At 59.3% G+C, this 22558-nt stretch carries 23 protein-coding genes; 19 read left to right on the forward strand and 4 right to left on the reverse strand.

The window, feature by feature from the left end; translation table 11 throughout:
• Window positions 1-64: 64 nt before the first annotated feature.
• From K3555_RS11815 to K3555_RS11905, 19 genes are all read left to right on the forward strand, one after another.
• Window positions 65-1159, forward strand: coding sequence for a phage protease (locus tag K3555_RS11815; protein WP_260005260.1), 1095 nt, complete (start codon window positions 65-67; stop codon window positions 1157-1159).
• Window positions 1156-1536, forward strand: coding sequence for a capsid cement protein (locus tag K3555_RS11820; protein ID WP_260005261.1), 381 nt, complete (start codon window positions 1156-1158; stop codon window positions 1534-1536). Before K3555_RS11815 ends, K3555_RS11820 begins: the two co-directional genes overlap by 4 nt.
• 20 nt (window positions 1537-1556) lie before the next feature.
• Window positions 1557-2534 carry a capsid protein gene (locus K3555_RS11825; RefSeq protein WP_260005262.1) on the forward strand — a complete coding sequence of 326 codons (978 nt, stop codon included), beginning with the start codon at window positions 1557-1559 and terminating at the stop codon, window positions 2532-2534.
• Window positions 2535-2544: 10 nt separating this feature from the next.
• A complete protein-coding gene (locus tag K3555_RS11830) occupies window positions 2545-2841 on the forward strand; it encodes a hypothetical protein (protein WP_260005264.1) in 297 nt (98 codons plus the stop codon).
• A gap of 61 nt (window positions 2842-2902) precedes the next feature.
• Window positions 2903-3331, forward strand: coding sequence for a gp436 family protein (locus K3555_RS11835; protein ID WP_260005265.1), 429 nt, complete (start codon window positions 2903-2905; stop codon window positions 3329-3331).
• Window positions 3331-3759: a hypothetical protein gene (locus K3555_RS11840; RefSeq protein ID WP_260005272.1), complete on the forward strand. Its 429-nt coding sequence runs from the start codon at window positions 3331-3333 to the stop codon at window positions 3757-3759. The genes K3555_RS11835 and K3555_RS11840 overlap by 1 nt, the downstream gene beginning before the upstream one ends.
• Window positions 3756-3896, forward strand: a complete 141-nt coding sequence (locus K3555_RS11845; protein WP_024090508.1) for a hypothetical protein — start codon at window positions 3756-3758, stop codon at window positions 3894-3896. The genes K3555_RS11840 and K3555_RS11845 overlap by 4 nt, the downstream gene beginning before the upstream one ends.
• A complete protein-coding gene (locus K3555_RS11850) occupies window positions 3897-4832 on the forward strand; it encodes a phage tail tube protein (RefSeq protein ID WP_260005273.1) in 936 nt (311 codons plus the stop codon).
• A 20-nt stretch (window positions 4833-4852) separates the two neighbouring features.
• Entirely contained in the window at window positions 4853-5182 is a 330-nt protein-coding gene (locus K3555_RS11855; protein WP_260005275.1) for a hypothetical protein, read from the forward strand.
• A gap of 20 nt (window positions 5183-5202) precedes the next feature.
• Window positions 5203-5544, forward strand: coding sequence for a DUF1799 domain-containing protein (locus K3555_RS11860; protein WP_260005276.1), 342 nt, complete (start codon window positions 5203-5205; stop codon window positions 5542-5544).
• Between the two features lie 32 nt (window positions 5545-5576).
• Complete coding sequence (locus tag K3555_RS11865) at window positions 5577-7958, forward strand: phage tail length tape measure family protein (RefSeq protein WP_260005280.1); 2382 nt, start codon at window positions 5577-5579, stop codon at window positions 7956-7958.
• On the forward strand, window positions 7958-8611 hold the full coding sequence (locus K3555_RS11870) for a hypothetical protein (RefSeq protein WP_260005282.1): 654 nt from the start codon (window positions 7958-7960) through the stop codon (window positions 8609-8611). Before K3555_RS11865 ends, K3555_RS11870 begins: the two co-directional genes overlap by 1 nt.
• Window positions 8612-8613: 2 nt before the next feature.
• Window positions 8614-9207, forward strand: a complete 594-nt coding sequence (locus K3555_RS11875; RefSeq protein ID WP_259992479.1) for a hypothetical protein — start codon at window positions 8614-8616, stop codon at window positions 9205-9207.
• Window positions 9207-9611: a DUF6950 family protein gene (locus K3555_RS11880; protein ID WP_260005283.1), complete on the forward strand. Its 405-nt coding sequence runs from the start codon at window positions 9207-9209 to the stop codon at window positions 9609-9611. The genes K3555_RS11875 and K3555_RS11880 overlap by 1 nt, the downstream gene beginning before the upstream one ends.
• Window positions 9608-13708, forward strand: coding sequence for a DUF1983 domain-containing protein (locus tag K3555_RS11885; protein WP_260005284.1), 4101 nt, complete (start codon window positions 9608-9610; stop codon window positions 13706-13708). Before K3555_RS11880 ends, K3555_RS11885 begins: the two co-directional genes overlap by 4 nt.
• A 13-nt stretch (window positions 13709-13721) precedes the next feature.
• The gene (locus K3555_RS11890; RefSeq protein ID WP_260005285.1) at window positions 13722-14771 is read left to right on the forward strand and encodes a pyocin knob domain-containing protein; all 1050 of its coding nucleotides are present in this window, start codon (window positions 13722-13724) and stop codon (window positions 14769-14771) included.
• A 10-nt stretch (window positions 14772-14781) separates the two neighbouring features.
• On the forward strand, window positions 14782-15114 hold the full coding sequence (locus K3555_RS11895; RefSeq protein WP_260005287.1) for a hypothetical protein: 333 nt from the start codon (window positions 14782-14784) through the stop codon (window positions 15112-15114).
• On the forward strand, window positions 15111-15533 hold the full coding sequence (locus tag K3555_RS11900) for a DUF4376 domain-containing protein (RefSeq protein ID WP_260005288.1): 423 nt from the start codon (window positions 15111-15113) through the stop codon (window positions 15531-15533). The genes K3555_RS11895 and K3555_RS11900 overlap by 4 nt, the downstream gene beginning before the upstream one ends.
• 1040 nt (window positions 15534-16573) lie before the next feature.
• The gene (locus tag K3555_RS11905) at window positions 16574-17521 is read left to right on the forward strand and encodes a hypothetical protein (RefSeq protein ID WP_260005290.1); all 948 of its coding nucleotides are present in this window, start codon (window positions 16574-16576) and stop codon (window positions 17519-17521) included.
• Window positions 17522-18676: 1155 nt separating this feature from the next.
• Here the strand turns inward: K3555_RS11905 and K3555_RS11910 are convergent.
• From K3555_RS11910 to K3555_RS11925, 4 genes are all read right to left on the reverse strand, one after another.
• A complete protein-coding gene (locus K3555_RS11910; protein WP_260005291.1) occupies window positions 18677-19585 on the reverse strand; it encodes a XamI family restriction endonuclease in 909 nt (302 codons plus the stop codon).
• Window positions 19582-20778, reverse strand: a complete 1197-nt coding sequence (locus K3555_RS11915) for a DNA cytosine methyltransferase (RefSeq protein ID WP_260005292.1) — start codon at window positions 20776-20778, stop codon at window positions 19582-19584. Before K3555_RS11915 ends, K3555_RS11910 begins: the two co-directional genes overlap by 4 nt.
• 497 nt (window positions 20779-21275) lie before the next feature.
• The gene (locus K3555_RS11920) at window positions 21276-21905 is read right to left on the reverse strand and encodes an acyl-homoserine-lactone synthase (protein ID WP_260005293.1); all 630 of its coding nucleotides are present in this window, start codon (window positions 21903-21905) and stop codon (window positions 21276-21278) included.
• Window positions 21906-21952: 47 nt separating this feature from the next.
• Window positions 21953-22543 carry an autoinducer binding domain-containing protein gene (locus tag K3555_RS11925; protein WP_260005294.1) on the reverse strand — a complete coding sequence of 197 codons (591 nt, stop codon included), beginning with the start codon at window positions 22541-22543 and terminating at the stop codon, window positions 21953-21955.
• Window positions 22544-22558 lie beyond the last annotated feature (15 nt).

Below are 22558 nucleotides of genomic sequence, written 5' to 3' on the forward strand. Positions count from 1 at the left end.
GCTCCATTGACCCGCACATAGGTGCGGGTATTTCGGCGCGCGCCCGCCTGCGACATTCGCTGGCATGGGAAACACGTATCAGACCACCGCAATTGCGATCCAATCCGAACTCCCCAGCGCCGACGGCGCCGGGGTTCCGGAATGGGTGCATCTTCTGCCCACAAAATCCGGCCTGGTGCAAACCAACGACAGCCGGGGGCCGTATCATGTAACCGACGCAGAAAAGATCATTGCAGCCAGCTTTGACGGGGCCAGCAAGCTGCCGATCGACGTCAATCATGCGACCGATCTTGCCGCCCCGAAGGGCCTTCCCGCCCCCGCACGCGGCTGGATCACCAGGATGCAGGCCCGTGAAGACGGCATCTGGGGCCAGGTCGAATGGACCGGCAAGGGCCGTGAACTGCTCGAAGACCGCGCCTTTGCGGGCATTTCCCCGGTTGTCGCCCTGCTGCAGCCGGCCGGGCGGGAAATCGTCGCCATCCCGCGGGCGTCCCTCGTCAATCAGCCAAATCTGCGCGGGCTGACCGCGCTTAACCAGGAGAGTGAAACCATGCCGTTCCGGGAAACCGTCGCCAAGCTGCTGGGCCTTGCGGCCGATGCCAGCGAGGAGGACATCACCAAAGCGCTGAAGGCACGGAAGCCCAGCGAGAAAAGCACTGAATTGCAATCCCAGCTTGGCCAGATCGGCATTGCCCTGGGCTGCGCTGAAGATGCGGGCGCTAAAGATATTCTGACTGCCGCCCAAAGCGCCAACGCCGACACCACCGGCAAGGATGCTCAAATCATCGCCTTGCAGTCTTCATTGAAAGGGTTGTCGGATGAATTCAGCACCCTGAAGGAAGGCAACAAGAAAGCCGCCGCCACCAGTTTTGTGGACGGCGCCATTGCCGACATGCGCATGGGCGTAAAGCCGCAACGCGACACCTTCATCACCATGCACCAGGAAAACCCGGAACGCACCGAGGCGATGATCAATGGCTTTCCCAAGGTGGAAGGCGAGTTGCTGCCGGATACACCCCCCGGCAGCGGCACCAGCCTGGCGCTGAATGCCACCGAACTGGCGGGCAAAGCCACCGCCTACCAACTGCAGCAGGCCAAGGCCGGTTTTGAAATCAGCATCACCGAAGCGGTGCACGCTGTGCAGGAGGGCAAAGCATGATCCCGGCCTTCATCCGCGGCTATGAAGCCGCTTCTGAGATCACCGGCCGCCGCATCGTCAAATTTGCTGATCCGGCAAACGGCCAGACAATTGACCTGGCAGACGGCAATACCGCCGCGTCCCTGGGCGTTTCGGACAGCATGGGTGCTGCGGCGGGCGGCATGTGCGACGTGCACCGCGCCGGTCTGGTTCCCGTGATCCTGGGCGGTCCGGTGAGTGCCGGTGACCCGCTCACCTCTGATGCCGACGCCGCCGCCGTCCTGGCCGTGGCCACCGCTTCCACCACCCTGCGCATTGTCGGCTTTGCCGATGAACCCGGCATCGCTGGCGACACCATCATGGCCTTCCTGGCCCCTGGCCTGCTGCACGAAGCCTGATTTCCTGAAAGGACCTGACCATGGCGCCTACCCGCCCGTTTCAATCTGACCCGATCCTGACCGCCATTGCGGTCGGCTACAAAAACCCGGAGGCCTCCCGCATCGCCGATGAGGTGATGCCCCGCCATACCGTGCCCGGCGAAAAGTTCAGCTGGACTGAATACCCTGTTGAAGAGGCATTCAACACGCCCGACGCCCGTGTCAGCCGCAAAGGCCGGGTCAACCAGCTCGAATTCGGCGGCACTCAGCGCACGTCTGAAGTGGAAGACTACGGCCTGGACGCTCCCGTACCGATTTCCGATATTGATGCCGCTGCCGCTGCCCGTGCTGCAGGCGTGTCAAACTTCGACCCCGAAGGCCATGCAGTGGAAATGGTTTCCGAGACCATTGAAAACATCCGGGAAGTCCGGGTGGCCCGTACCGTCCATAATGCTGACAACTATGCGGACGGCCGCAAAACCACTCTGGCGGGCGGCGACCAGTTTTCCGACTACGCCAATTCCGACCCGATTGGCATCATCAAAACCGGGCTTGAAAAAACGCTGATCATGCCCGCCAACACGATGGTGATGGGGCGCAAAGTCTGGACGGCACTGTCTTCGCACCCGAAACTCGTCAACGCCGTCAAAGGCAACCTGACCAGCGAAGGCATTGTGACCCGCCAGCAGTTCCTTGAGCTGTTTTCCGGCGAAGGCATCAAGCGGTTGCTGATTGGCGATGCCTATTTCAACGCCGCAAAACCGAACCAGCCCGCCAACCTGCAGCGTGCCTGGGGCAACAATATCTCCCTGCTGCACATCAACAAGATGGCCACGTCCCAGGGCGGTGGCATCACCTGGGGGTTCACCGCCGAGTTCGGCGGCAAGATCGCCGGGCGTATTGAGGACAAGGACATTGGCCTGCAGGGCGGCTACCGCATCCGGCGCGGCGAACGGGTGAAAGAGCTGATCGTCGCCAAAGACGTCGGCTACTACATCCAGAACGCAGTGGCGGCATAAGGGGGCGGTCATGAGTGAACGCAAAGCCCTATTCACGCGCGCCAAGGAGCTGAAGCTGGATCTTCCCGGCAACATCTCGAACGACAACCTGAAGGCAGCCATTGCGGCGGCTGAAGGGCGCGCCGGAGGCACCACTGCACCGCCAAAGGATGATGCAGAAAAGGTCAGCGCCCGTGTTCTCAGCGAGCTGAAATACAACGGCGAAACCTACGCCCCGGACACCGAGAACGACACGGTTGAACTGACCCCGACGGAGTTCAAGACGCTCGAAGGCCTGAAGGTCGTTCAAGCGCTGGACAGCGAGTAAACCGGCAGCGCCCCTTTGGCGCTGCCATCCCTTCCCCTTTTCCTGATCATTTGAGGGCACCATGGCCTACACCACTCTGGGCAAGCTGGCGAAACGGTACGGCGACAGCCTGCTGATTGAGCTGACAGACCGCGCAGACGAACCGACCGGCCAGATTGACGACACCGTGGTTGTCGGCGCCATCGAAGGCGCTGATGCGCTGATCGACGGTCATTTGCAGGGCCGCTACGTTCTGCCGCTGGCCGTGACCCCGCCGCTCATTGAGGAGCTGGCGGAAGCCATCGTTATCTACAAGCTGCACACCTACTCGCCCGAAGGCAAAATCAAGGACGAGTACAAGGAAGCCAAAGAAACCCTGGACAAGATTTCCAGCGGCAGGGTCCGCCTGCCCGTTGCCGGTGTGGAACCCGCGACCCAGCCCGGCAATGGCGTGCGCGTCACCGACCGGGAACGCCCGCTGACTGCCAAGAACCTGAAAGGGTTCATCTGATGCTGGATGCGATTGTCAGCCGCTTGAACGATCAGGTTCCCGCACTTTCAAACCGGGCAAAGCCTGTTGCTGACCTGGTCGAAATGATCCGGAGCAACCGCCTGCCGCAGAATGCCACCGCGACGGTTTCCCCCGCAGGCCTGAAAGGCGGCAAAGCCGAGGCGGGCACCGGGGTTTTCGCCCAGCCGCTGGCCCGTGCCTATTCCGTTCTGCTGATCGCCCCCAGCCAATCCAAGACCGGCGCCAAAGCGCTGGAAGAGGTGGATCCGCTCATTACCAGCGTTGCCTCTGCCCTGGCGGGCTGGGCGCCGGAGGCTGGCCCCGGCGTGTTTCAGGTGGACCGCGGCCGCCTGCTGTCCATCACCGGCGGCCGCCTCCTCTATGAGCTGGTCTTTTCCATCAACACCGAACTGAGGGTCACATCATGAGCAAGCCTCCCCTGCCCCAATCCGGCGGCAGCTTTACCCGCCAGCCTGACGGCAAACTGAAGCAGGTTGAAAAGCCCGCTGCAGATCCGAAGCCGAAGGCCCCGGCCAAACCCGCCCGCAAGGAAAAGGAGGCATAAATGGCCGCCCCGAAATATTGGCGCGACAAGCGCATCCTGTTCAAGTTGGAAAGCACCTACGGCGATGACGCCACCCCGACCGGCGGCGCCAATGCCATCCGAGGCTTTGATGTGACCTTCAAGCCGATGGAAGGCCAGGACCAGGACCGCGACCTGGAACAGCCCGGCATGAGTGCCAACGGCACCATTCCCACGGATATTCACGCCAAGCTGGCCTTGACTGTGGACCTCAGCGCGTCCGGCGTGGCGGGCACGCCCCCGGCCTGGGGGCCGCTGCTGCGCGCCTGCGCCGTTGCCGAAACCATCACCGCGGGCACCTCCGTTGTGTACAGCCCCATCGTTGACGGCCAGGAGGCCGGGACCGTGCATATCAGCATCGGCGGCACCCGCTATGTCATGCGCGGCATCCGCGGCACCGCTGATTTCATGCTTGATGCCCAAGCTACGCCCAAGATCAAATTCGACCTCACCGGGCTGTTCACGCTGCCCACCGACACCGCGCCGCCAACTGTTGACCTGGCGTCCTGGACCGAGCCGACAATTGTCAGCCACAACAACACCCCGGTGTTCACCATCGGCGGCACCAGCCTGGTCATGAAGACCGCCAAGCTGGCCCTGGGCAACAAGGTTGAACCGCGTTTCCTGGTCGGCTCCGAAGACATTCTGATCACCGACAAATCAGAACTGTTTGAAACCACCGTGAACGCCATGCCGCTGGCGGATTTCAATCCGTTCCAGATGGCCATGAACATGGACCAGCCCGCCGTGGTTCTGACCCACGGCACCGAGGCCGGGAAGATCGCCACCCTCAACCTGCCGACTGCCCAGATGCAGCGGCCGGGCCTGTCGCAGTCCCAGGGCATCAAGGAATGGCCTCTGCGTCTGGTGCCCCGCGCTGCCGCCCTGAACAGCCAGTGGTCGCTGACCCTCACCTGATCCCAAAGGAGCAAACCCCAGTGTTCAATATCATCGAACGGCCCACCTTTACCCGCATCGTGAAAGTCCGTGTGCCCAAAGACGACGGCGTAGACGAGCAGGACTTCAAGGCCACTTTCAACGCCATGGACGATGACGCACTCAACGGTCTCGGCATGGCGGATATTGAGGGCACCAAAGAGTTCCTGCGCCAGGCTGTGGCTTCCCTGGATGACCTGGCCGGAGCGGATGGCAAGCCCATTCCCTACAATGATGAGATCCGCGAGACCGTCTTCAAACTGCCCTACGCCCGGATCGCGCTGATGGCGGCCTATCACAACGGCATGAACGGTCTTCTGCCGGGAAACTGATCTGGGCCGGGCGGGCGTGGGTGCAGGGCAAATTGTTCAGCACCTCGCCCGCCCGGTGCGAGGAAGACGAAGACGCCGAAACCCTGGGCATCCCGAAAGAGCTGATGTCCGCAGGGCGGCCGGGCCGGACAGATCCGGAGGGCGTCTGGCGGCAAAACACGGTGGCGGTGGAAGCCTTTCTGGACGCCGCAACCCAGTTGAACCGGATCGCCCTGGCAGACGGCCGCAGCCGCATCACCGGATTGAACTACCCCGGCGCCCAGGCCGCCTGGGCATTCAGCGGCACCGAAATGACCCCGGACCTGTTTGCCAAGGTCCAGATGATTGAAAGCGGCGTTCTGGCCGAAAGCAGCGGAAACTGATCATGCCCTTCGTCCTCTCCGGAAAAGTCTTGATGGATGCCTCTCAGGGCATTCAAGAGCTGCAGGAGCTGAAAGGGGCAAAAGACGCTGCCGGGAAATCCGCCAAAGTCCTCAGTTTTGAGGAAGCCAAGGCCGCGCGGGAAATCAAGCAGCTCGGCACCGCCTCCGGAGCGGCCGCAAGCCGGACGCAAGCCCTCAGCGCAGCGGAAGCCTCTGTTGCCAGGGACGCTGTCACTGTTGGCGCCAGCCACCAGCTTGCAGCGGGTCAGGTCGGCAACCTGACGGCCCAATTCAACGACATTGGCGTCATGCTTGCTGCCGGGCAAAACCCGCTTCAGCTCGCCATTCAGCAGGGCACTCAAATCACCCAAGTGTTCGGCAACTCCGGGGCGGCGAATGCGGCAAACATGATGCGCCAGGCATTGGTGCGCATGATCAGCCCACTGAACCTGATCACCATCGGCGGCATTGCTGCGGGCGCAGCGATGATCCAGTGGATGACCGGTTCTGCCGAGGCCGCCGAAACTCTGGAAGACCGGATCGAAGCGGCCGGGGACGCCATCGAGGCGTTCAGTGACAAGTCGCAGAAGACCCGTCTCAGCGTTGCTGAAATGGTCGAGGAATTCGGCTCGGCCTCCCCCGAACTGCGCCTGGTGCTGGCCGATATGGCGGCCCTGGCTAAGCTCGACGCGCAAAAGGCAATTGACGCCACCGCCGAGAGTGTCCGCAACCTGGTTCTTGAAACCTCGTTTTTTGATGAACGCAATTCCCGCGGCATGGCCCGTGATTTCCTTGGCCTGAGTTCGATGCTGTCCACGCATCGGGAATTGAGCGATGTTTTTGCCCGTAATCTGGAACTGCTGGACAGCAGCGAAGACCCTGCCAAGCGGCTGGCCGCCGCGCTGGATGTGCGGGAAATGCTGCTGGAGGCTGCTGGCGGCCTGGACGGGCTGAACGCCAGCCAGCGGGAATTCTATGAAGGCCTGGCGGCTGTCATCCGCGATCTGGAAGTCTTCGCCGGTCGCGTCCAGGCGCCCTGGCAGGAGCTTCAGGCCACCGGCAGCGAGCTGTGGCAGAACCTGCAGAATTCGGCCAAGGGTTATCTGGACGAGCGCCTGAAGATCGAGACCGCCGCCCGCAACACAATTGCCCAGCTTCAGACCGAAGAGGCTTTGCAGGAGGCCATTGCAACGCATGGCGACGGCAGTTTACAGGCCGCAGAACTGCGCCTTCAGGCAGAGCGGCGCGCCTATCAGCAGCAGGTTGATGCCCAGGAGATTTCCGAGGAGCTGAAGGCCGAGCTGATGGCGGCCTGGGATGCTGCCAACGGGGTGGCCGATGCCGATATGGCGGGCAATATCACCCTGGCCGCAGATGAAGCCCACCGCCTGAAAACCAATCTGCTGGAAGCCCAGGGCAACGAGATCATGGGCCGCATCCGCGCGAACCCGGATTTCAACGACCCGCGCGGCGAAGGCGCAGGGGCCGGAAACCCGGATTACATTTACCGCGATCAGGGCCTGCCGGACGTGGATCTGCCTTCGAACCCGCGGAAAAAGCGGGGCGGCGGTGCCGGTCAGCATGACTCTGAGCGGAAAGCCATTGAACGGCTGATCGCGCGGGAGCGGGAGCGGCTGGACGTCCTGAAAGAAACCGACCCGGTTATGCAGGAAATGATCCGGCATCGGGATGTTCTGAAGGACGCCACCGATGCAGAACGCAAGGCGGTTGAAGCCATCATCCGCAAGCGGCTGGAAGAAGAAAAGGCACTGGAGCAAACCAAAGAGGCCGCTGATTGGCTGAAGGCAACCGGCCAGGATCTGGGCGATGCGCTGACGTCCAGCGGCGATGCCGCCGCAGACGCCTGGGACCGCGTGAAAGAAGCAATCATCCGCGCCGCCGCTGAAGCCGTGTTCTTTGGCAAGGGGCCTCTTGCCGAGCTTTTCAACATCGGCGGCGGCCTGTTTGGCGGCGGTGAAAGCACCGGCAGCGACGGCGGGAATATCATCCTGAATGCCTTGGGTTTCGCAGACGGCACTGTTGGCATGGTTCACGGCGATGGCGGCAACCGCGATGACAAGGTCCCGGCTTGGCTGTCTGCCGGTGAAAGCGTCATCACCGCCAAGGCCACCCGCCGCTACCGCCCGATCCTGCAGGCGATGAATGACGGCGTTGAAATCCCCGGTTTTGCAAGCGGAATTGTTCCCGGCGGCGCTGCCGGTTCGCCCCCGGCGGCAGCGGCGGCCGGGCAAGCCCGCCCCTCAGTGACAGTCCGCCTTCTGCCCTCACCGATGTTCGAGGCGGTGGTGGAAGAACGCGCCTCGGAAATCAGCGTCGAGGTGGTCCGGGACTATGACCAAGGCCCCGCCCGCTCGACCGTGAAAGACACTCTTGAAGATCCATACAAGGTTTGATGATGGCACTGGTCTGGCCCCTCCCCCTCAGCGAGTTTTTTGACACCCTGCCCATCGCCCGGATCACCTCCCGGCCGGGTGCTGCCAATACCACGTCGGAAACCCACGGCGGCGACGTGATCAAGCACCGGCTCGGCAGCCGCCTGTGGGGCGGGCGCATTGTCCTGGACAAGGACCACCACAGCGCCATTGCCGCCATCGAGGCGCGCCTGTCGCTGCTGGACGAACCCGGCGCATCCTTTCTGCTGTGGGACACCCGCCAGCCGCACCCGGCGGCCGACCCGGAAAAATTCATCCTTGGCAGCTCCGCGCCTGTCATCGAGGCGCTGAACCCGAACAACCGCGAGCTGGATATTTCCGGCCTGCCTGCGGGCTACATCCTCAGCCGCGGCGACCTGCTGGGCTTCACCTATGGCGCCAATCCAACCCGCTACGCCTACCACCGCATTGCGACCGGCGCGGTGGCCTCTGGTGCCGGTGTTGCCGCAGACATCGAGGTCACCCCGTTCATCCGGCCGGGCGCTGCCCTTGGCGCCGCCATCACGCTGGGCAACCCGGTCCTGAAGGCCACCCTCACCACCGCCCAGTACGGCGAGGGCCGTTCGGCTGTGACCGAAGGCGGCTCGTTCAACTGGCTGCAGACGCTGAGGTAACCATGAGCTATTCCGCACAGGCACAGCAGCAGCTCGCAGAACGCCGCGGCACCGACGCCCGCGTCCTTCTGTGGTTTCAGGCCAGGAACCGCACCACCGGCGCCCCGGAAACCCTGGGGTTCTGGACCGGCGATGATCATCAGGAATTCCTGATCGACGGCGAAATCCGCACCTATTACGGCGCGGGTGCCGTGATCGATGTTCCGCCCATCATTGCCGCGCCGGGGTTCCAGGTGCGGCAGTACCGGGTCAAGCTGCCGCCGATGCTGGACGAGGTGAAACAGCTCCTGCAGCAGTATGACCCCCGCCACGCCGAAGTGCAGATCCATTCCGCCGTCTTCGACCTGGACACCGGCAACCTGATGCCCCCGGTTAAACGCATGTTTAAGGGCGTTTTAAACGAGGCGCCGGAGGAGCTGGGCGGCAAGGGCAGACCCAGTTTCACCCAGCTTGTCCTGGTATCGCCCGCCCGCAAGCTGACCCAGGGCCTGCCGCTGAAACGCTCAAACTCTGAACTGCAGCGCCGCAACGCGGATGACCGGGGCCGCGAATACAGCGATGTGGCCGGTGAATGGCCGGTGCCATGGGGGACCTGATGCAAAACCGGGCGGAACTCCTGCTGGATTATCTGAGCGGCATCCGGGCTGCCAAGCGCGTGCTGAAGCCGTCGCAATTCGACTGCGCGTTCTTTGCGGCAGGCTGGGTGAAAGCCTGCACGGGCGTTGATCCGGCCAGCGCCTGGCGCGGCAAATACCGCAGCCTGGACGAAGGCCGCGCCATGCTGAAGGGCGCCGGCTACCGGGATCTGGACGGCCTGGCCGCGGCCCATTTGGCGGAAATCGACGGCTGGGGCAGTTCCCGGCCGGGCGACATTGCCGCAATCAGCGAGGGCGGCCACACGGCACTGGGGATCATCGGCGGCCCGCAGATCCATGTTCTGGGCTTCAAAGGGCTGGACTACCTGCACCTTGACCGGGCGGAACGGGTGTTCCGGCCATGAAGCTGCTGTCTTATGCCCTGCTGTTCCTGCTGGCGCTGAGCCAGCCCGCCGAGGCCGCCTCGGTCGGGGCTGTCCTGGTGGCACTTGGCACCGCCTTCAAGGCCTATGTTGCCGCCAATGCAATCGCGGCCTTTGCGCTGCGGACGCTGGTTTCCACCGGCATTTCGCTGCTGCTGAAGAAGTTCCAGCAGCGCAAACAGCGCCGCCCCGGCATTCAGACTTCGGCGACCACGACCGGCGGGACAGATCCGCAAGGCTCGGTTGTTGGCCGCTTCGCCACGGCAGGCCATCTGGTCTATCAGAACAGCCATGGCGAAAACCGGGTTTATCTGACCCATGTGATTGAGCTGGGCGACCTCCCCGGCGCCAGCCTGCGCCGCCTGATCATCGACGGCGAATATTCGGAGATCGGCACCGACTGGGACCCGAACGTCGGCTACCAGATCCTGAACAAAGTCGCGGATGACGGCTGGGGATACGGCTGGATCCGGTTTTATGACGGCAGCCAACTGGCGGCGGATCCGCGCCTGGTGGCGCTGTACGGCGCGGACCCGGACCGGCCCTGGACAAATGACCACATCCTGACCGGCCTTAACTATGCGGTTCTGACCTTTTACCGCAGCGACAAGCAGTATCCGAACGGCAGGCCGCAGGTCCGCTTTGAGCTGAACGGGCCGGGCTTTTATGACGTGCGCCAGGACAGCACCGCCGGGGGCAACGGACCCCAGCGCTGGGAGGATCAAACCACCTGGCAGCCCACCGAAAACCTGATGGTCATGGCCTATACCGTCATGCGCGGTATCACCCTGCCCTGCGGTTCTGTCTGGGGCGGCGGCTTTCCGGCCGGGGACATGCCTTACACCGAATGGGCGGCCGCACTGGACGCCTGCGATCTGGGCGTGGGCAGCAACAACCGGCCTCAGTTCCGCGGCGGCATGGAGATCCGCTTTGAAGAACCGCCGGCCGATTTCCTTGAGGAGATCTTTGCCGCCGCAAATGCGGAAATTGTCGAGCTGGGCGGCTATTGGTATCCGCTGGTGGGATCGGTCGATACCTATGCGGCCGATCTGACCGAAGACGACCTGCTGGTCTCTGAAGGCTGGAAGCATGACCCTTTTCCCGGCCTGGAAAAGGCCTTTAACGCCGTCACAATCACCCATCCGTCCCCGAATGCGCTGTGGAACCCGTCCGCGCCGGTCACGCTGACCCGGCCGGAATGGGAAGCGGAAGACGGCGGCGAGCGTGTGTTCGATCTGAAGCTGCCGATGGTGTTCAACACCCCGCAAGCGCGCCAGATCGGCAATGCGCTGCTGAAGGAGAACCGCCGCTTCCGTACCCACCGGCTGCCGCTGCCGCCGGAGTATTCCAGCCTGCGGCCTCTGCTGAAGACCCGTTTCACTTCTGGCTGGTACGGCTACAGCGGCAAGACCTTCACCATCACCGAGATGGCCTATGACCTGCTGAAGCTGAATGTTTCGGTAAGCCTGCGGGAATGGGACCACAGCGATTTTGATCCGGACCTGGCCCTGGAAACCCCGGACCTGCCGCAGGTCACCGCGCCCATCGTCACCCAGGACGCCGGGGTGCCGGGCTTTGGCGTCTCCGGCATTGAGATCAAGGACGCAAACGGCATTGTCCGCGGCGTTGGTATCCGCGCCGTCTGGACCCCTTCCCTTGCCTTCACGGCGGACGGCGTTTCTTTCCAGGTCCGGGTCAAGGACGGCGACGACGAGCGCTTCAGCGCCAGCACCGCCGATCTGGAGCTGGGCACCTTCCGCCTGGAACCGATGCAGGGCAGCACCGAATACGAGGCCCGCCGCAGGGCCATCTCAAAGACCAGGGACACCAAGTGGACCGCCTGGCTGCCAGTCACCACGCCCGCGTTCAAGCTGCTGCCGGACATGCTGGCCGAAGAGACCTGGCAGGCAATTTCCGATGATGCCACTGCCGCCGCTGCCGCGCTGGATGACCAGCTTGTCCTGGACAAGATCGCGCCGTTGGAAGGCGCGGTGCAGCGGGATCTGGAAATCCGCGATGTGCAGAGCTTCCATGCTGCCGAAGCGCTGGGGGTCATCGGGGATAAAGTGCTTTGGGCGCTGACCAAGCTGTCTGAAATCGACGGGCGCATGGCAGACGCCGGGATCTATCAGGACCCGGACACCGGCACGGTACGGATCTATGGCGTGGTTGCGGAAGCGGAACGGATCAGCGAGGCGGAAATCCGGCTGTCCGCTGCCGAAGCCACTATCACACTGTCGGCCACGCAAGCCTGGGTCAATCAGCAGATATCCAATGCGGTACTGGACCCGAGCCAGATCCCCGTCGTGGGCGACTTGCAGGTGCGGGTCAATCAGGTTGAGGCGGATCTGGACGCGGCGGAGGCGGCAATCGCCCTCAAGGCCACGCAAACCGAAGTGGACGGGATGGATGCCCGCCTGAGTTCGGCGGAAGTGGATATCGACGCCGCGCAAGAGGCCATCACCCTGAAGGTGGATCAGGCGGATTTTGACGCCGCCGAAAGCCGCCTGTCCTCGGCAGAGGTGCAGATCAGCACCCTGGACGGCCCGGCAATCACCCAGTCGGTGAGCGACGTGCGGACCCTGCATGATCAGCTTGGCACTCAGGATGTTGCCACCCTGGAGCAATTGCTGCTGGCCTATGAACAGCGCGAAGCCCTGAAAACCCAGATTGCCTATGCCACTCAGGACATCCGGGCGCGGGTGGATGATGACCGCAGCGCAACAGCAGCCATCACCGCAAGCCTTGGTGTGGCGATTGAAAACAGCGTGGCGCTGATTGAATCGGAAAAGCTGGTGCGCGCCAGCGGCGATGCGGCACTGGCCAGCAGCATTGATGCTTTGGAAGTCCGTCTGGATGGCGACATCGCCGTCCAGGCCTCCGCTTCCAGCGCGCTGACAACCCGTGTCAGCACTGCAGAAGGTGCGATCACCAGCCACAGTCAAAGCCTGATCAGCCTTGAAGCCCGCCTGGACGACGCGGAAGGGGGTATTTCCGGTCAGGCAACCGCGCAATCGCAACTGGATGCGCGGGTCACAAGTGCGGAAGGCGTGATCACCAGCCACGGCCAGAGCCTCATCAGCCTGGGCAGCCGTCTGGATGATGCGGAGGGCAATGCTGCCGGACAGGCCACCGCCCTCAGCCAGTTGGACACCCGTGTGAGCGATGCCGAAGGGAATGTGTCCAGCCAGGCCACGGCGATCACGCAATTGCAATCGGATGTTGGCGGCAACAGCACCAGCATTCAGCAGACCATGCAGACTGTGGACGGCGTGATGGGGGAATACACCCTGCGCATCGACAATAACGGCCATGTGGCGGGCATGGTGGTGCGGTCTGATCTGGATGACGAGGGAGAACCCGCATCCGAGATAGCGTTTCAGGCGGATAAGTTTGCAATCGTCTCGCCGGATGGCGCGCAGAAACGCAGCCCCTTTGTGGTCTATACTGAGGACACCATGGTCGGCGGAATTTTGGTTCCCGAAGGTGTTTACATACGCAAGGCGGCGATCCGCGACGGCTCAATCGGCAATGCTGAGATCGCTGGAAGCCTAAAGTCTTTCGACTACGCCGAAGACGAAAACGGGTTCCCGACTGAAGGCGTGAAGATCGACTTCAAGAACAACGCGCTGAAAGTGGCCGGCGCAGTGTTTTCCCGGCCCATGGTGCTGGCGCAGGGATCATTCACGGTTTCGGGGGCCGTTGGCAATGGCGCCCGCTGGGCCTTTGTGAATACCGGCATCCGGGTCGGCAAACTGGACGTCTGGCAGGCACAGCGGTTTGCCCTGGCCGCTGCCGCTTCGGTCACCACCACCGGCACTGCACCGGGCGGCATGGACCCCAACAACACATTCTGGACCCTCAACACATCAATCCAGCCCGGCGCGCGCTGGAATGGTTTCGGCGGCGCCAACCCCGATCCGGCAGCGTCTTGGAGCAAAGACCCCTCGGAGTTGGTGAACCCGCATTGGGCCAGCGGCAGCGATCAGCGGGTGTTCCTGGCAATCGATCTGGAGGCCCAGGGCGGCGTTTATTTCAACAACCCGAAAATCGAATGGACAGTGTTCCAGGTAACATAAGGAGAGCAGCCCTATGGCATGGCCAAAGGCAGGAACAGTCAGCGTTGTGAACGGCAGCGCAATCGTCACCGGAACCGGCACCAGCTTCTTTGGCAGCGCGCAGGCGGGCTGGGGCTTTGTCGGCCCGGACGGGCGGGTCTATGAGGTGCTGGCGGTCAGCAGCGGCACTGGCCTGACAATCACCCCTGTGTACCAGGGCGCAACGGCGGCAGGGCAGATCTATGCGCTGTTCCCCACTATGTCGCTGGCGCATGATGTGGTGGCCAGCGTGCAGGCGCTGACCGGCACGTTTCAAGCCGTTGCGGACGGCCCCGGACAGGGCAAATTCAGCACCGATGTGGTCAAGCTGGGCGATGAAGACACCGGCCTCGGCTGGCCGTCCAGCAATGAGGTGGCGCTGAAAGCCGGGGGCGATTGGCAGCTCCGCCTCAAGGAAGGTGCTGCCAGCGGCGCGGCGGTGCAGTCCAGTTCCGCAGATACCGCCGAGGGTAAGCTGCTGCGCCTGTTCTCCGGCTCGGGTGTCTTTGGTTTGGGCGTCGATGGTGAAAACCTGAGCCAGCCTCCAGGCAACAATCTGGACACCCTGACTGTCTCAGGCGAGGTGCGGTACGCCTCTGAGACTGTAGGCGCCCCCAGCACGGCGGGCATTGTCATGCACCGCATTCGTCTTGCGGGCGATCACATGCAGCTGGCCATTTCCCATGACGGCGCGATGTTCCTGCGGACAGGTGCCGCTGGTGGCTGGAGCGCTTGGCGGCGGATGGACCCGGATCGTGGCAGCGGCCCCAATGGCGAGTATGTGCGCTTTGCTGACGGCACGCTGATTTGCACCCATACTGTCACGCCCAGCTCCACTGCGGCGGACAGCACTTGGAATTTCCCGGCTGTGTTTGCAACTGCTTCCGGCCTTGTTGTGTACGGCGCGGGCCGGACAAACTCAGATGCCACCTTCGTTTCCGCACGCCCGCCCACAAACCTAAACGTCGCTTTCAACCACTGGAACACCAGTGATGCCCGAGTGGGGGGCGCTGTCAGCCTGACCGCAATAGGCCGTTGGGAATAAGGAGATTATCGTGAAAGTAACCTGCATCTGTGTCGCCGGTCTGCCCGGCCAGCCTGAAACAAACGCCAGCGTGAGCGGCGATGTACTCACTTACGGCGGCACTGCCTTTGACCTTTCCGAAGTGCCTGACGGGGGCTTTGCTGAACCGGAGGGCGCTGGCCATCCCTTTATAGGTCGCATCGAGCGGATCAATGGCGAGCTGCATGTGCAACTGCGCTGGATCTATTCCGATGCAACCGCAGAGCGGGTCCAGCCCGCTGTTCCGCCGACGTTCACCGTCGCCAGCGGCCCCGTGCCTGATCCGATTGTCCGCAAGTCCCTGACCAGCGAGGTTGAAGCATGACGTTCTCCCTGAAAATCACTACGGCTGCGCAGGTCGCGGCGGCGGCCCGCGCGGCGCTCCTGTCCAGTCTGGCCGACACCCGGTGGCAGATCCAAAACGGCGGCATCACACTGCCCAATGGCTTCCACGCCCGCACAGACCGCACAACCCGCGCGGACCTCACTGAAGCCTTGAGCGCTCTGCAAATTGGCATCAAAAGCGAGCCGTTCTCCTGGAAGGCCCCAGATGGCTGGATCAAGCTGACACGCGCGGACCTGGAACAGATCACCGCTGCCGTCGCGGCCCATGTGCAGAGCTGCTTTGATGCGGAGGAAGTCGTGGAAACGCAGATCGCCGCACTCAGCGATGCGGAACTGGCGGCGTTTGACGTGCGGGCTGCTTTTGATGCTGCCATGGCCGCCCCTGCGGCTGAAACCTGAAACAACCCGCCTCCCGGAAACGGGAGGCCCGGGCCGGTTGCAGCCCCAATCTGCCTTTGTTCCTCCCAGCAGCGGTTCCCGGATGCGAGCACAGAATATTTGCCGCACCCATCTGCAGCAAAAACTGCCACACCGCGGCGCAGCGGCCTGCCAGTGGCAGCAACTTCACCTAAAGCGTTGAATCGCAACCACTGCAACTTCGACAAAAGTAATCAATGTGGGTATTGCTAAGAACGCTGCACCGACGCCGTAAAATGTTAAGCTTGCCCACCGCCACCCGGCCTGGCACTTGTTCCTTGAGTTATAGTAGGCAGCCATTGGTCCAGACAATACATGTATCTCGTTCTGACCGATAACGGAGCCTTTGTTGGTCAGGTCTACGAGATTTAGCCCATCTTCGTAGTCTCGGCCTAGCATTTTCTCGATATCATCCAGAAGCCATCGAAGATTATGATGGTGGGCATAGAATTCTCTACTGGTCTTGAAAAATTCACGAGAAGTCGAATACCTTTTTATGATATCTGGACACCGGAACGTGAAGACTGCAGCACCCAAAGCTGCGAAGCATAGCCCAAAATAAAAAAAGAAGATACGCCAGCCGACACGGCACTCGTGCGCAGGACATGTGTCTATTGTAAGTCGAAGGTATTGAGAGATGTTTTCATTAAATAGAATAAAATACCCAAAGACAGGTACGAGCATTGTCATCTTTGACAGTGATGAATTTCCGATTGACCGCAAGCTACTCCAGTTAGCAACGCTGTCTGCGGTACGGTATTCTGAACCTGGCGAGTTTCTCGGCATCCCCAAATGTCCTCCTATTCTATCACGAGGGTCACTCAATCAAACCATGCGTTCAAACAGGTCAATATCCTGCGCGCTTCTGCCGAATCAGTTCGCGCACTAACTGCTCGCTTCCTACGCAACGCGTGCGGGTCCCGCAACTTACAGGCATGACCAGACCAGCCCGAAGCGGAACTTCGTTGAACGCCCCAACTATGTTGTGGAGGGGTATCAAGGTCAGATACGCAGTGTTATGGATGCTCAGATATCAGAGAGGCGCACAGCAATTGCAAATCGGATCACCACGTTACAAAAGAAGTATTGCTGGACATCAGGTCGTTCACATTCAATGCCTTGATCGAGATCAAAATGAGATCGACGGAGCATACGGAACGGGATTCTTCATCAAGCAAGGGCAAACTGTTTTTCTTTGCACTTGTTGGCATGTGGTTACCGGATACGACCCACTTGACGTGAAGATTCAGCCTCCGGGAAAAATTCCACCAAGAAGGGAATTTCTCAAAGTAACATTGAGGAAAACCGAACCCCTCCCACCTGGATTTCCACCTCATTTAGCTGGAGAAATATCGTACGGAAACCATTCATTCTATGTCAATTTGTATTCAGAATCGGAAGACGGTCCTTTGCCGATATGGCAGCAGGATCAAGAGGGGCCACCAAACGGGAGCCTAGAAAACGTAGGTATCTATGTTCCAGCAGTGGATTTCGTACTGATTCCCATAGATTCTATTTTGCGCGTTCAAGATATCATGCTGGGCAAAGAGCAGTGTTTTCAATCTGAAGACCTGATTTTTCGAAAGATGATTCAAGGCGACAAACTTATGACCGTTGGCTTTCCTTTTGGCTATGGTTCTGCGTTGAACACTTCCAACTCCCCAACACCGATAATGGTCACCCGGCACCTTGCATCAGAGCATTCCGAGAGTGATCGAATGTACGCACTTATGGATGGCCCCTGTTCTGAGGGCATGTCTGGAAGTCCTGTTTTTGCAGAGGTAGAAGGAGAGTTCGTTTTCGGTGGGATTTACACAGGAACAATCCTGCCTGATTTTGGATCACTTGGTGAGGCGAGGCTGAGAAAAGAGCAGGTTCTTTTACGCAAGCTAACTGCTTTGGGAAGGTTTCATAGCTCAGGTTTACTAGGAAGTGTGATGACCTATTTGGATGAAAAATACGCTTCTTGAACAAGACTGGATAGTAGCTCTCGACGAAGAGCCTCACGAAATCTGACAGACTTTGCAAAGTCCGCTTACTGCGCATTGCCGCCACACGGTTCCGCCTGGGCTGCACCTGCTGCGAACGGCGGCAAGGTCCCGCCCAACCCGTAAAACACTCCCTTTAAACACCCTCTAAAACCCTCCGCCGCCCGGCGTTTTTTTACGTTTTGGGCGGCGGATTACCGGGTATTGCAACGGGAAGTGTCCCGTACTGCAACGCGAAGTGTCCCAAAATTCCGGCGTCAAATCGCGGAACCGGCGCAGATCCGGGCTGGCTAAACCCCGGTTTCAGGCTTAAAAATCAGGGAAATTGCAAAAATGAGTTGCTGCAACGGGAAGTGTCCCGCACTGCAACGCGAAGTGTCCCGCTACAGTCCCGCTTGTTAGGGGACACTTGATATTGCAGTAACCGGAAGAGGCCGGACAAAGCCGGAAGAACCCGGATAGAGGCATATAAAAAAGGGTATTCAGGAAGGTCTAAACCTGGAAAGTGGCTTGGGGCATTTGTCCTTCAATACCCGGAAAAATGGCCCCTACAGCGCGCTCAGCAGATTTTGGGACACTTCCTGTTGCAAACTCTCTCCCCTGCCCCAGACCTTGTAGAATAAGGGAAAACAATCCCTCACAGGGGCGATAATGCCCCTTATGTTAACTTTCAGGCGGCCCGCTTGAGCCGCCGAACTTGGAACTAAGGTGCTGGACCGAGTTGTTGCTTCCCAGAATGGGATTCTCGTCATAAAACCAACAAGGTATGTAAATTTCACACACAACGGCAGCTCTCTGAACTAGGAACGGATTTCAGAAGAGCTGCGGGACCAACCGGGCTTTCGCTGCGGATGCAGCGGGACCGATCCTGCGCGTCTGCCTTGTGCGGATTGCGATCTTTGCAAAGCCCTAACTTCGCCCTGACAGCACAACCTGAAACCGCTGCGTTGCCGCGTGTGTCGCCGACGCATTCGGCTGACTGCAGTCAGCCCAGAGAGGGCCTTGGCACAGCGATCAAACGCTGCCCGCGTCTTCCCCAGACCGTACATTCGCTGCAATGGAACGGTTTCAGTTCGGGTCAACTACTCGCAAGACGGAAAAAGACGTCAGTTCACTGCGGTTGTTCTAACAGCTGACTTATTGGTTTCGCCCTTCAACCCAATCGGAAAACGCGTTGAGATCGTGAGACCAGAAAACCATTACGCCATCGTCGGTCAATCGTTGCACATCCGATGGTTTGATGACCCCTTGCAGAAGAGCTGCTGTCTCAACGAAGCTTCCCCAGTGATCTTTCCAAGCTTTTGCCTTTTTGAGAATATCGTTTACCCTCTTAACCGAGTTGGTCGCATCGTTTGTGACCTTGCACTCCATTGCAGCGACAATACCTTGCTTTAAGCCGCATGCAATGTCTACCTCCTGCGCATTGGTCGTCGCAGTGGCAAATCTAGCCTTGTGCAAGAACGTCCTCGGTTTGATCAAAGACAATTCATCAATAAGGAATGATTTGGCCTGCGTCCACCCAAGGCCCTTGAGCAACTGGATGACGGCATTCTCTTGGTCATTAGATAGTCTGTTTCGCTTTTGTGTTTCCGTCAATTTTGGCGCAATAAATGAAACGATTCGCTCAACTATCAGTGCTTTCTCTACCTGTGTCGGCAATCTCTGTTCGTCAAGCCATGGGGCAATTGAACGGTCTTTCCAAATATCTAGCACTTGTGAAGTTACGAGCGCCTTTTCTTCCTTTAGAGCATTTCCAGACTTTTCCGAAGCCTTGGACCATTCGGGGCAGAGCAAGGAGAACTGGTCCTGACTTTTTGGTGGGGCCAAGAGGTGTCGAAAAATGAGCATGTGGCTTCCGGAAACTTTTAGAGCGGCTTCAAAATCTCGAAGGTAATTGGAAGCTTCCAGCGCAGCATACGCAGCGTCTCGAATTTCGCCCACTGCATGGCCCCAATCCCTGGCTTCGCCAACTGGGTCGGTGTTTTCTAGGTAGTAACGCTTAGCCAGCCGCGAGTTTTCTTCATTTTCTTTTGAAATAATGCTCAAAGATTTGCCGTCCTTTTAACGCGGCGTGCAGGAGCCGAACGGCGAGAGTTGCCGTTCCGGGCTTCTTCTTTCATGGTGTAATTTATAGCCCCTTGTAATTCCGGTGCGAGTGGTTCGAGTTCTACAATCTTACTAATATCGCTTCGCACAACATGTGTGCCCGCAGAAACTGCGAGTGTGGTGGCAATTCTCTGGGCAAGTTTTGGCGGAACTGCATTTCCAATTTGGCGGTACATTGAAGCCTTCCCACCTGCCCATTTCCAACGCGGGGGGAATGTCTGTATCGCAGCACATTCTCGCGGACAAAGCCTCCGAAGACCCCTTTGGGGGTCAATGATCCAATCTTGCGCGGTGCTTGCAGTTACAGTTCTCGCTGGAAGGCTCATGTCAGCAACAAAAGCACCTTGTTTGTATCCCCAGTGACCGCCGGGGCGTGTCGTCTCAGCTTTACCGGGAGACTTAACACCGCTACCAGGAGGAATGCCGATCAACTCACTGGCAAGCTTACCGGTGGGCCTAATAATCTCGTCTTCACCCAAAGCTCGAATGGTTGAAAGGCAACTTCGCATAGACACCCATTTTTCTTCCCCATTGCTGGGAGACTTCGAATGCGTAGGCTCTGGGAAATGAAGGCTGTCTCCATTGCGATGTGCAATGATAAATAGTCGAACACGCCTTTGGGGGACGCCAAAATCGGCTGAATTTAATACACTAACAGAGGTCTGCCACCCTTCTTTTCGCAAGTCCTCTCGAATAAGAGCCAATGCAGAACCAGGCTCTCCGTCAGGTCCTCTTGCTGTAAGCAGGCCTCGAACATTTTCCATAACGATAAAACGAGGATCAAGTTGGTTTGCCAATTTGATGAAGTCGAAGAAGAGCCTACCGCGATCGTCCGCCATACCCAGTTGGTGGCCAGCACTAGACCAAGATTGGCAGGGAGGGCCACCAACGATAGCGGTTACTTCCCCACGAGAGACGCCTCCTGCGCGTGCCATTAGTTCACTCGCAGTCTGTTCGCGAATATCACCTTCGAGAACGGTCTCTCTCGCTGCCTTCTTTGTGTTCAACCTAAGCGTCGCAGCCGCATCGCGGTCAATGTCAGACGCAAGTAGACGTCTCCACCCAGCTAGTTCGAATCCATGATCCAAGCCACCCGCGCCAGAAAAAAGGGATATGAAATTAGGTGCTGTCACTGCCGCCCCGGCCTCAGAATCTGTGTATTTTTTTTATGAATAACACTCAGAACGTATGTGGAACAACTCCCTTAGAGACGAATTTGGGTGTGAAGACGAGTGCTCCGCCAGCCTTAGGGCACAGCGATACGGTCGGCATTTTGCCGCTGACGTAGGCGAGATAAAGCCTAACATGAAAATGCCGTGCATATTCATGTCGTTGCCTTATTCATAGCACGACGGAGCGGGTGTTTGGATCGAGAACGGGTGTTGGGTGGGTGTTTGGGCCTCCCCTTGCCATCTGCGTAGCGAATAGCCGCTTTCCCTAATCTCACTCTTCGTTTCGCAGATGCAGCGAGTGACAGCTACTTGCCGTATAGCCAGATCGCCACGTCCGCATTGGGCTGTTCACGACATGCTGCGGCAGCGAAGGCTAATCTGGTACCTAATGTTCGGTGTGGCCTCAGAGTCACGCGAGCAGCTCTAAGCCCAAGTTCACTCCATAAGCGTCACTATGTTCACATCGCGGGTGCGGTAGATCGCGCAACCGAACCGACATCATCTGAACCAGTTTCAAAATCCCACCGAAGAACACAAATTCGCCCATCCCGTTGGTCGGCAACCGGGCCAAACTGCCTAACGGCAAACCCAGCCCTGCGGAATGTCCGCAAGAAGATCGGGTTCATAAGCCCCAACATTGTTGCGCCTCCTCGCGAGACGACATGACTGCGTGCTGCAGTAATCAATGCCACCAACACGCTATTCCTCATTCGCATCTCCACTGAAGGAGAAACCGCTAGGCGGGACGCCTCCCAGGCACTGCCGGAAGCCAACTCTTCCTGCATAATGTTTGCAGGCAAGTTCGGAATGTTCCCGCGGTGCGCATCCAGGATCATATAAGTGATGCCGCTATGCTCGCTGTCGGTTCGAAGCAACCGCAGGCAGCCCACCAAGTTCTCGCCTTCAACGGCGGCAATGTGGACTGAGGCCGGTATGTCGTATTGATCGAACTCGCAACCGAAACTCTCGTGCAAGTTCCACCCCATAGATGAAATGAAGACTTCTCGCCGCAAGCGCAGGCAATCGGTGTACAGGTCCAGCCGGGTTTCAGGGTTAGTCAGGTCGATTAGGTGTGTCGCAACCATCATTCAGAGCCGTTATTCATAATTCATTATGATGATACCCAAGCTACTCACTAAATCACAGGGATGATCCCACTCCACTTCCTTATGGAGTATAGGGACAACGCTGCTCTGAAATTTGAAACGCCGAGCTTACTGCATATCACCTTCTTCCTTTGCGCGATTGCGGAGATCGACACTCTCAACTCGCTAGCAACTTGCTTATCCAGCATGCCTTCCTCGCACATTTCCATAAAGTCGATCTGACCGTCGGACAGGTTATCCACCCCCTCAAGCAGGACAGTCTTGTGCGCTGCCTGGCAAGCATGGTGCAAAGGCGATGCAGCTCGCCCATCAAGGTCATGATTTACACCGCCAAATATCATTCTGTTGCCTCCAAAGACTGATACGGAAATGAAGTTACTGTCAGCACCGAATGGCCGGGCCTCTTCGAACAGAGGCGAATACATTTCCTCTTGAGAAAGAAGCTTCGACGCCGACCTGCCCCCGCACTGCTTTGTGAAGTGAAAGACCGGGTCAACCGCGTGAAACTTGCGATCAAAATATCTCTGGTGCCATTCCTCACTGAAACTTGTTTCCGCTGATGTTGGCACCTCGCCGGGGGACAGGATCACAAATCCAAACCCCGAAAAACTTTCTTGCATAAAGTGCATCACTGT

Source organism: Leisingera sp. M527, assembly GCF_025141525.1.
Taxonomy (GTDB): Bacteria; Pseudomonadota; Alphaproteobacteria; order Rhodobacterales; family Rhodobacteraceae; genus Leisingera.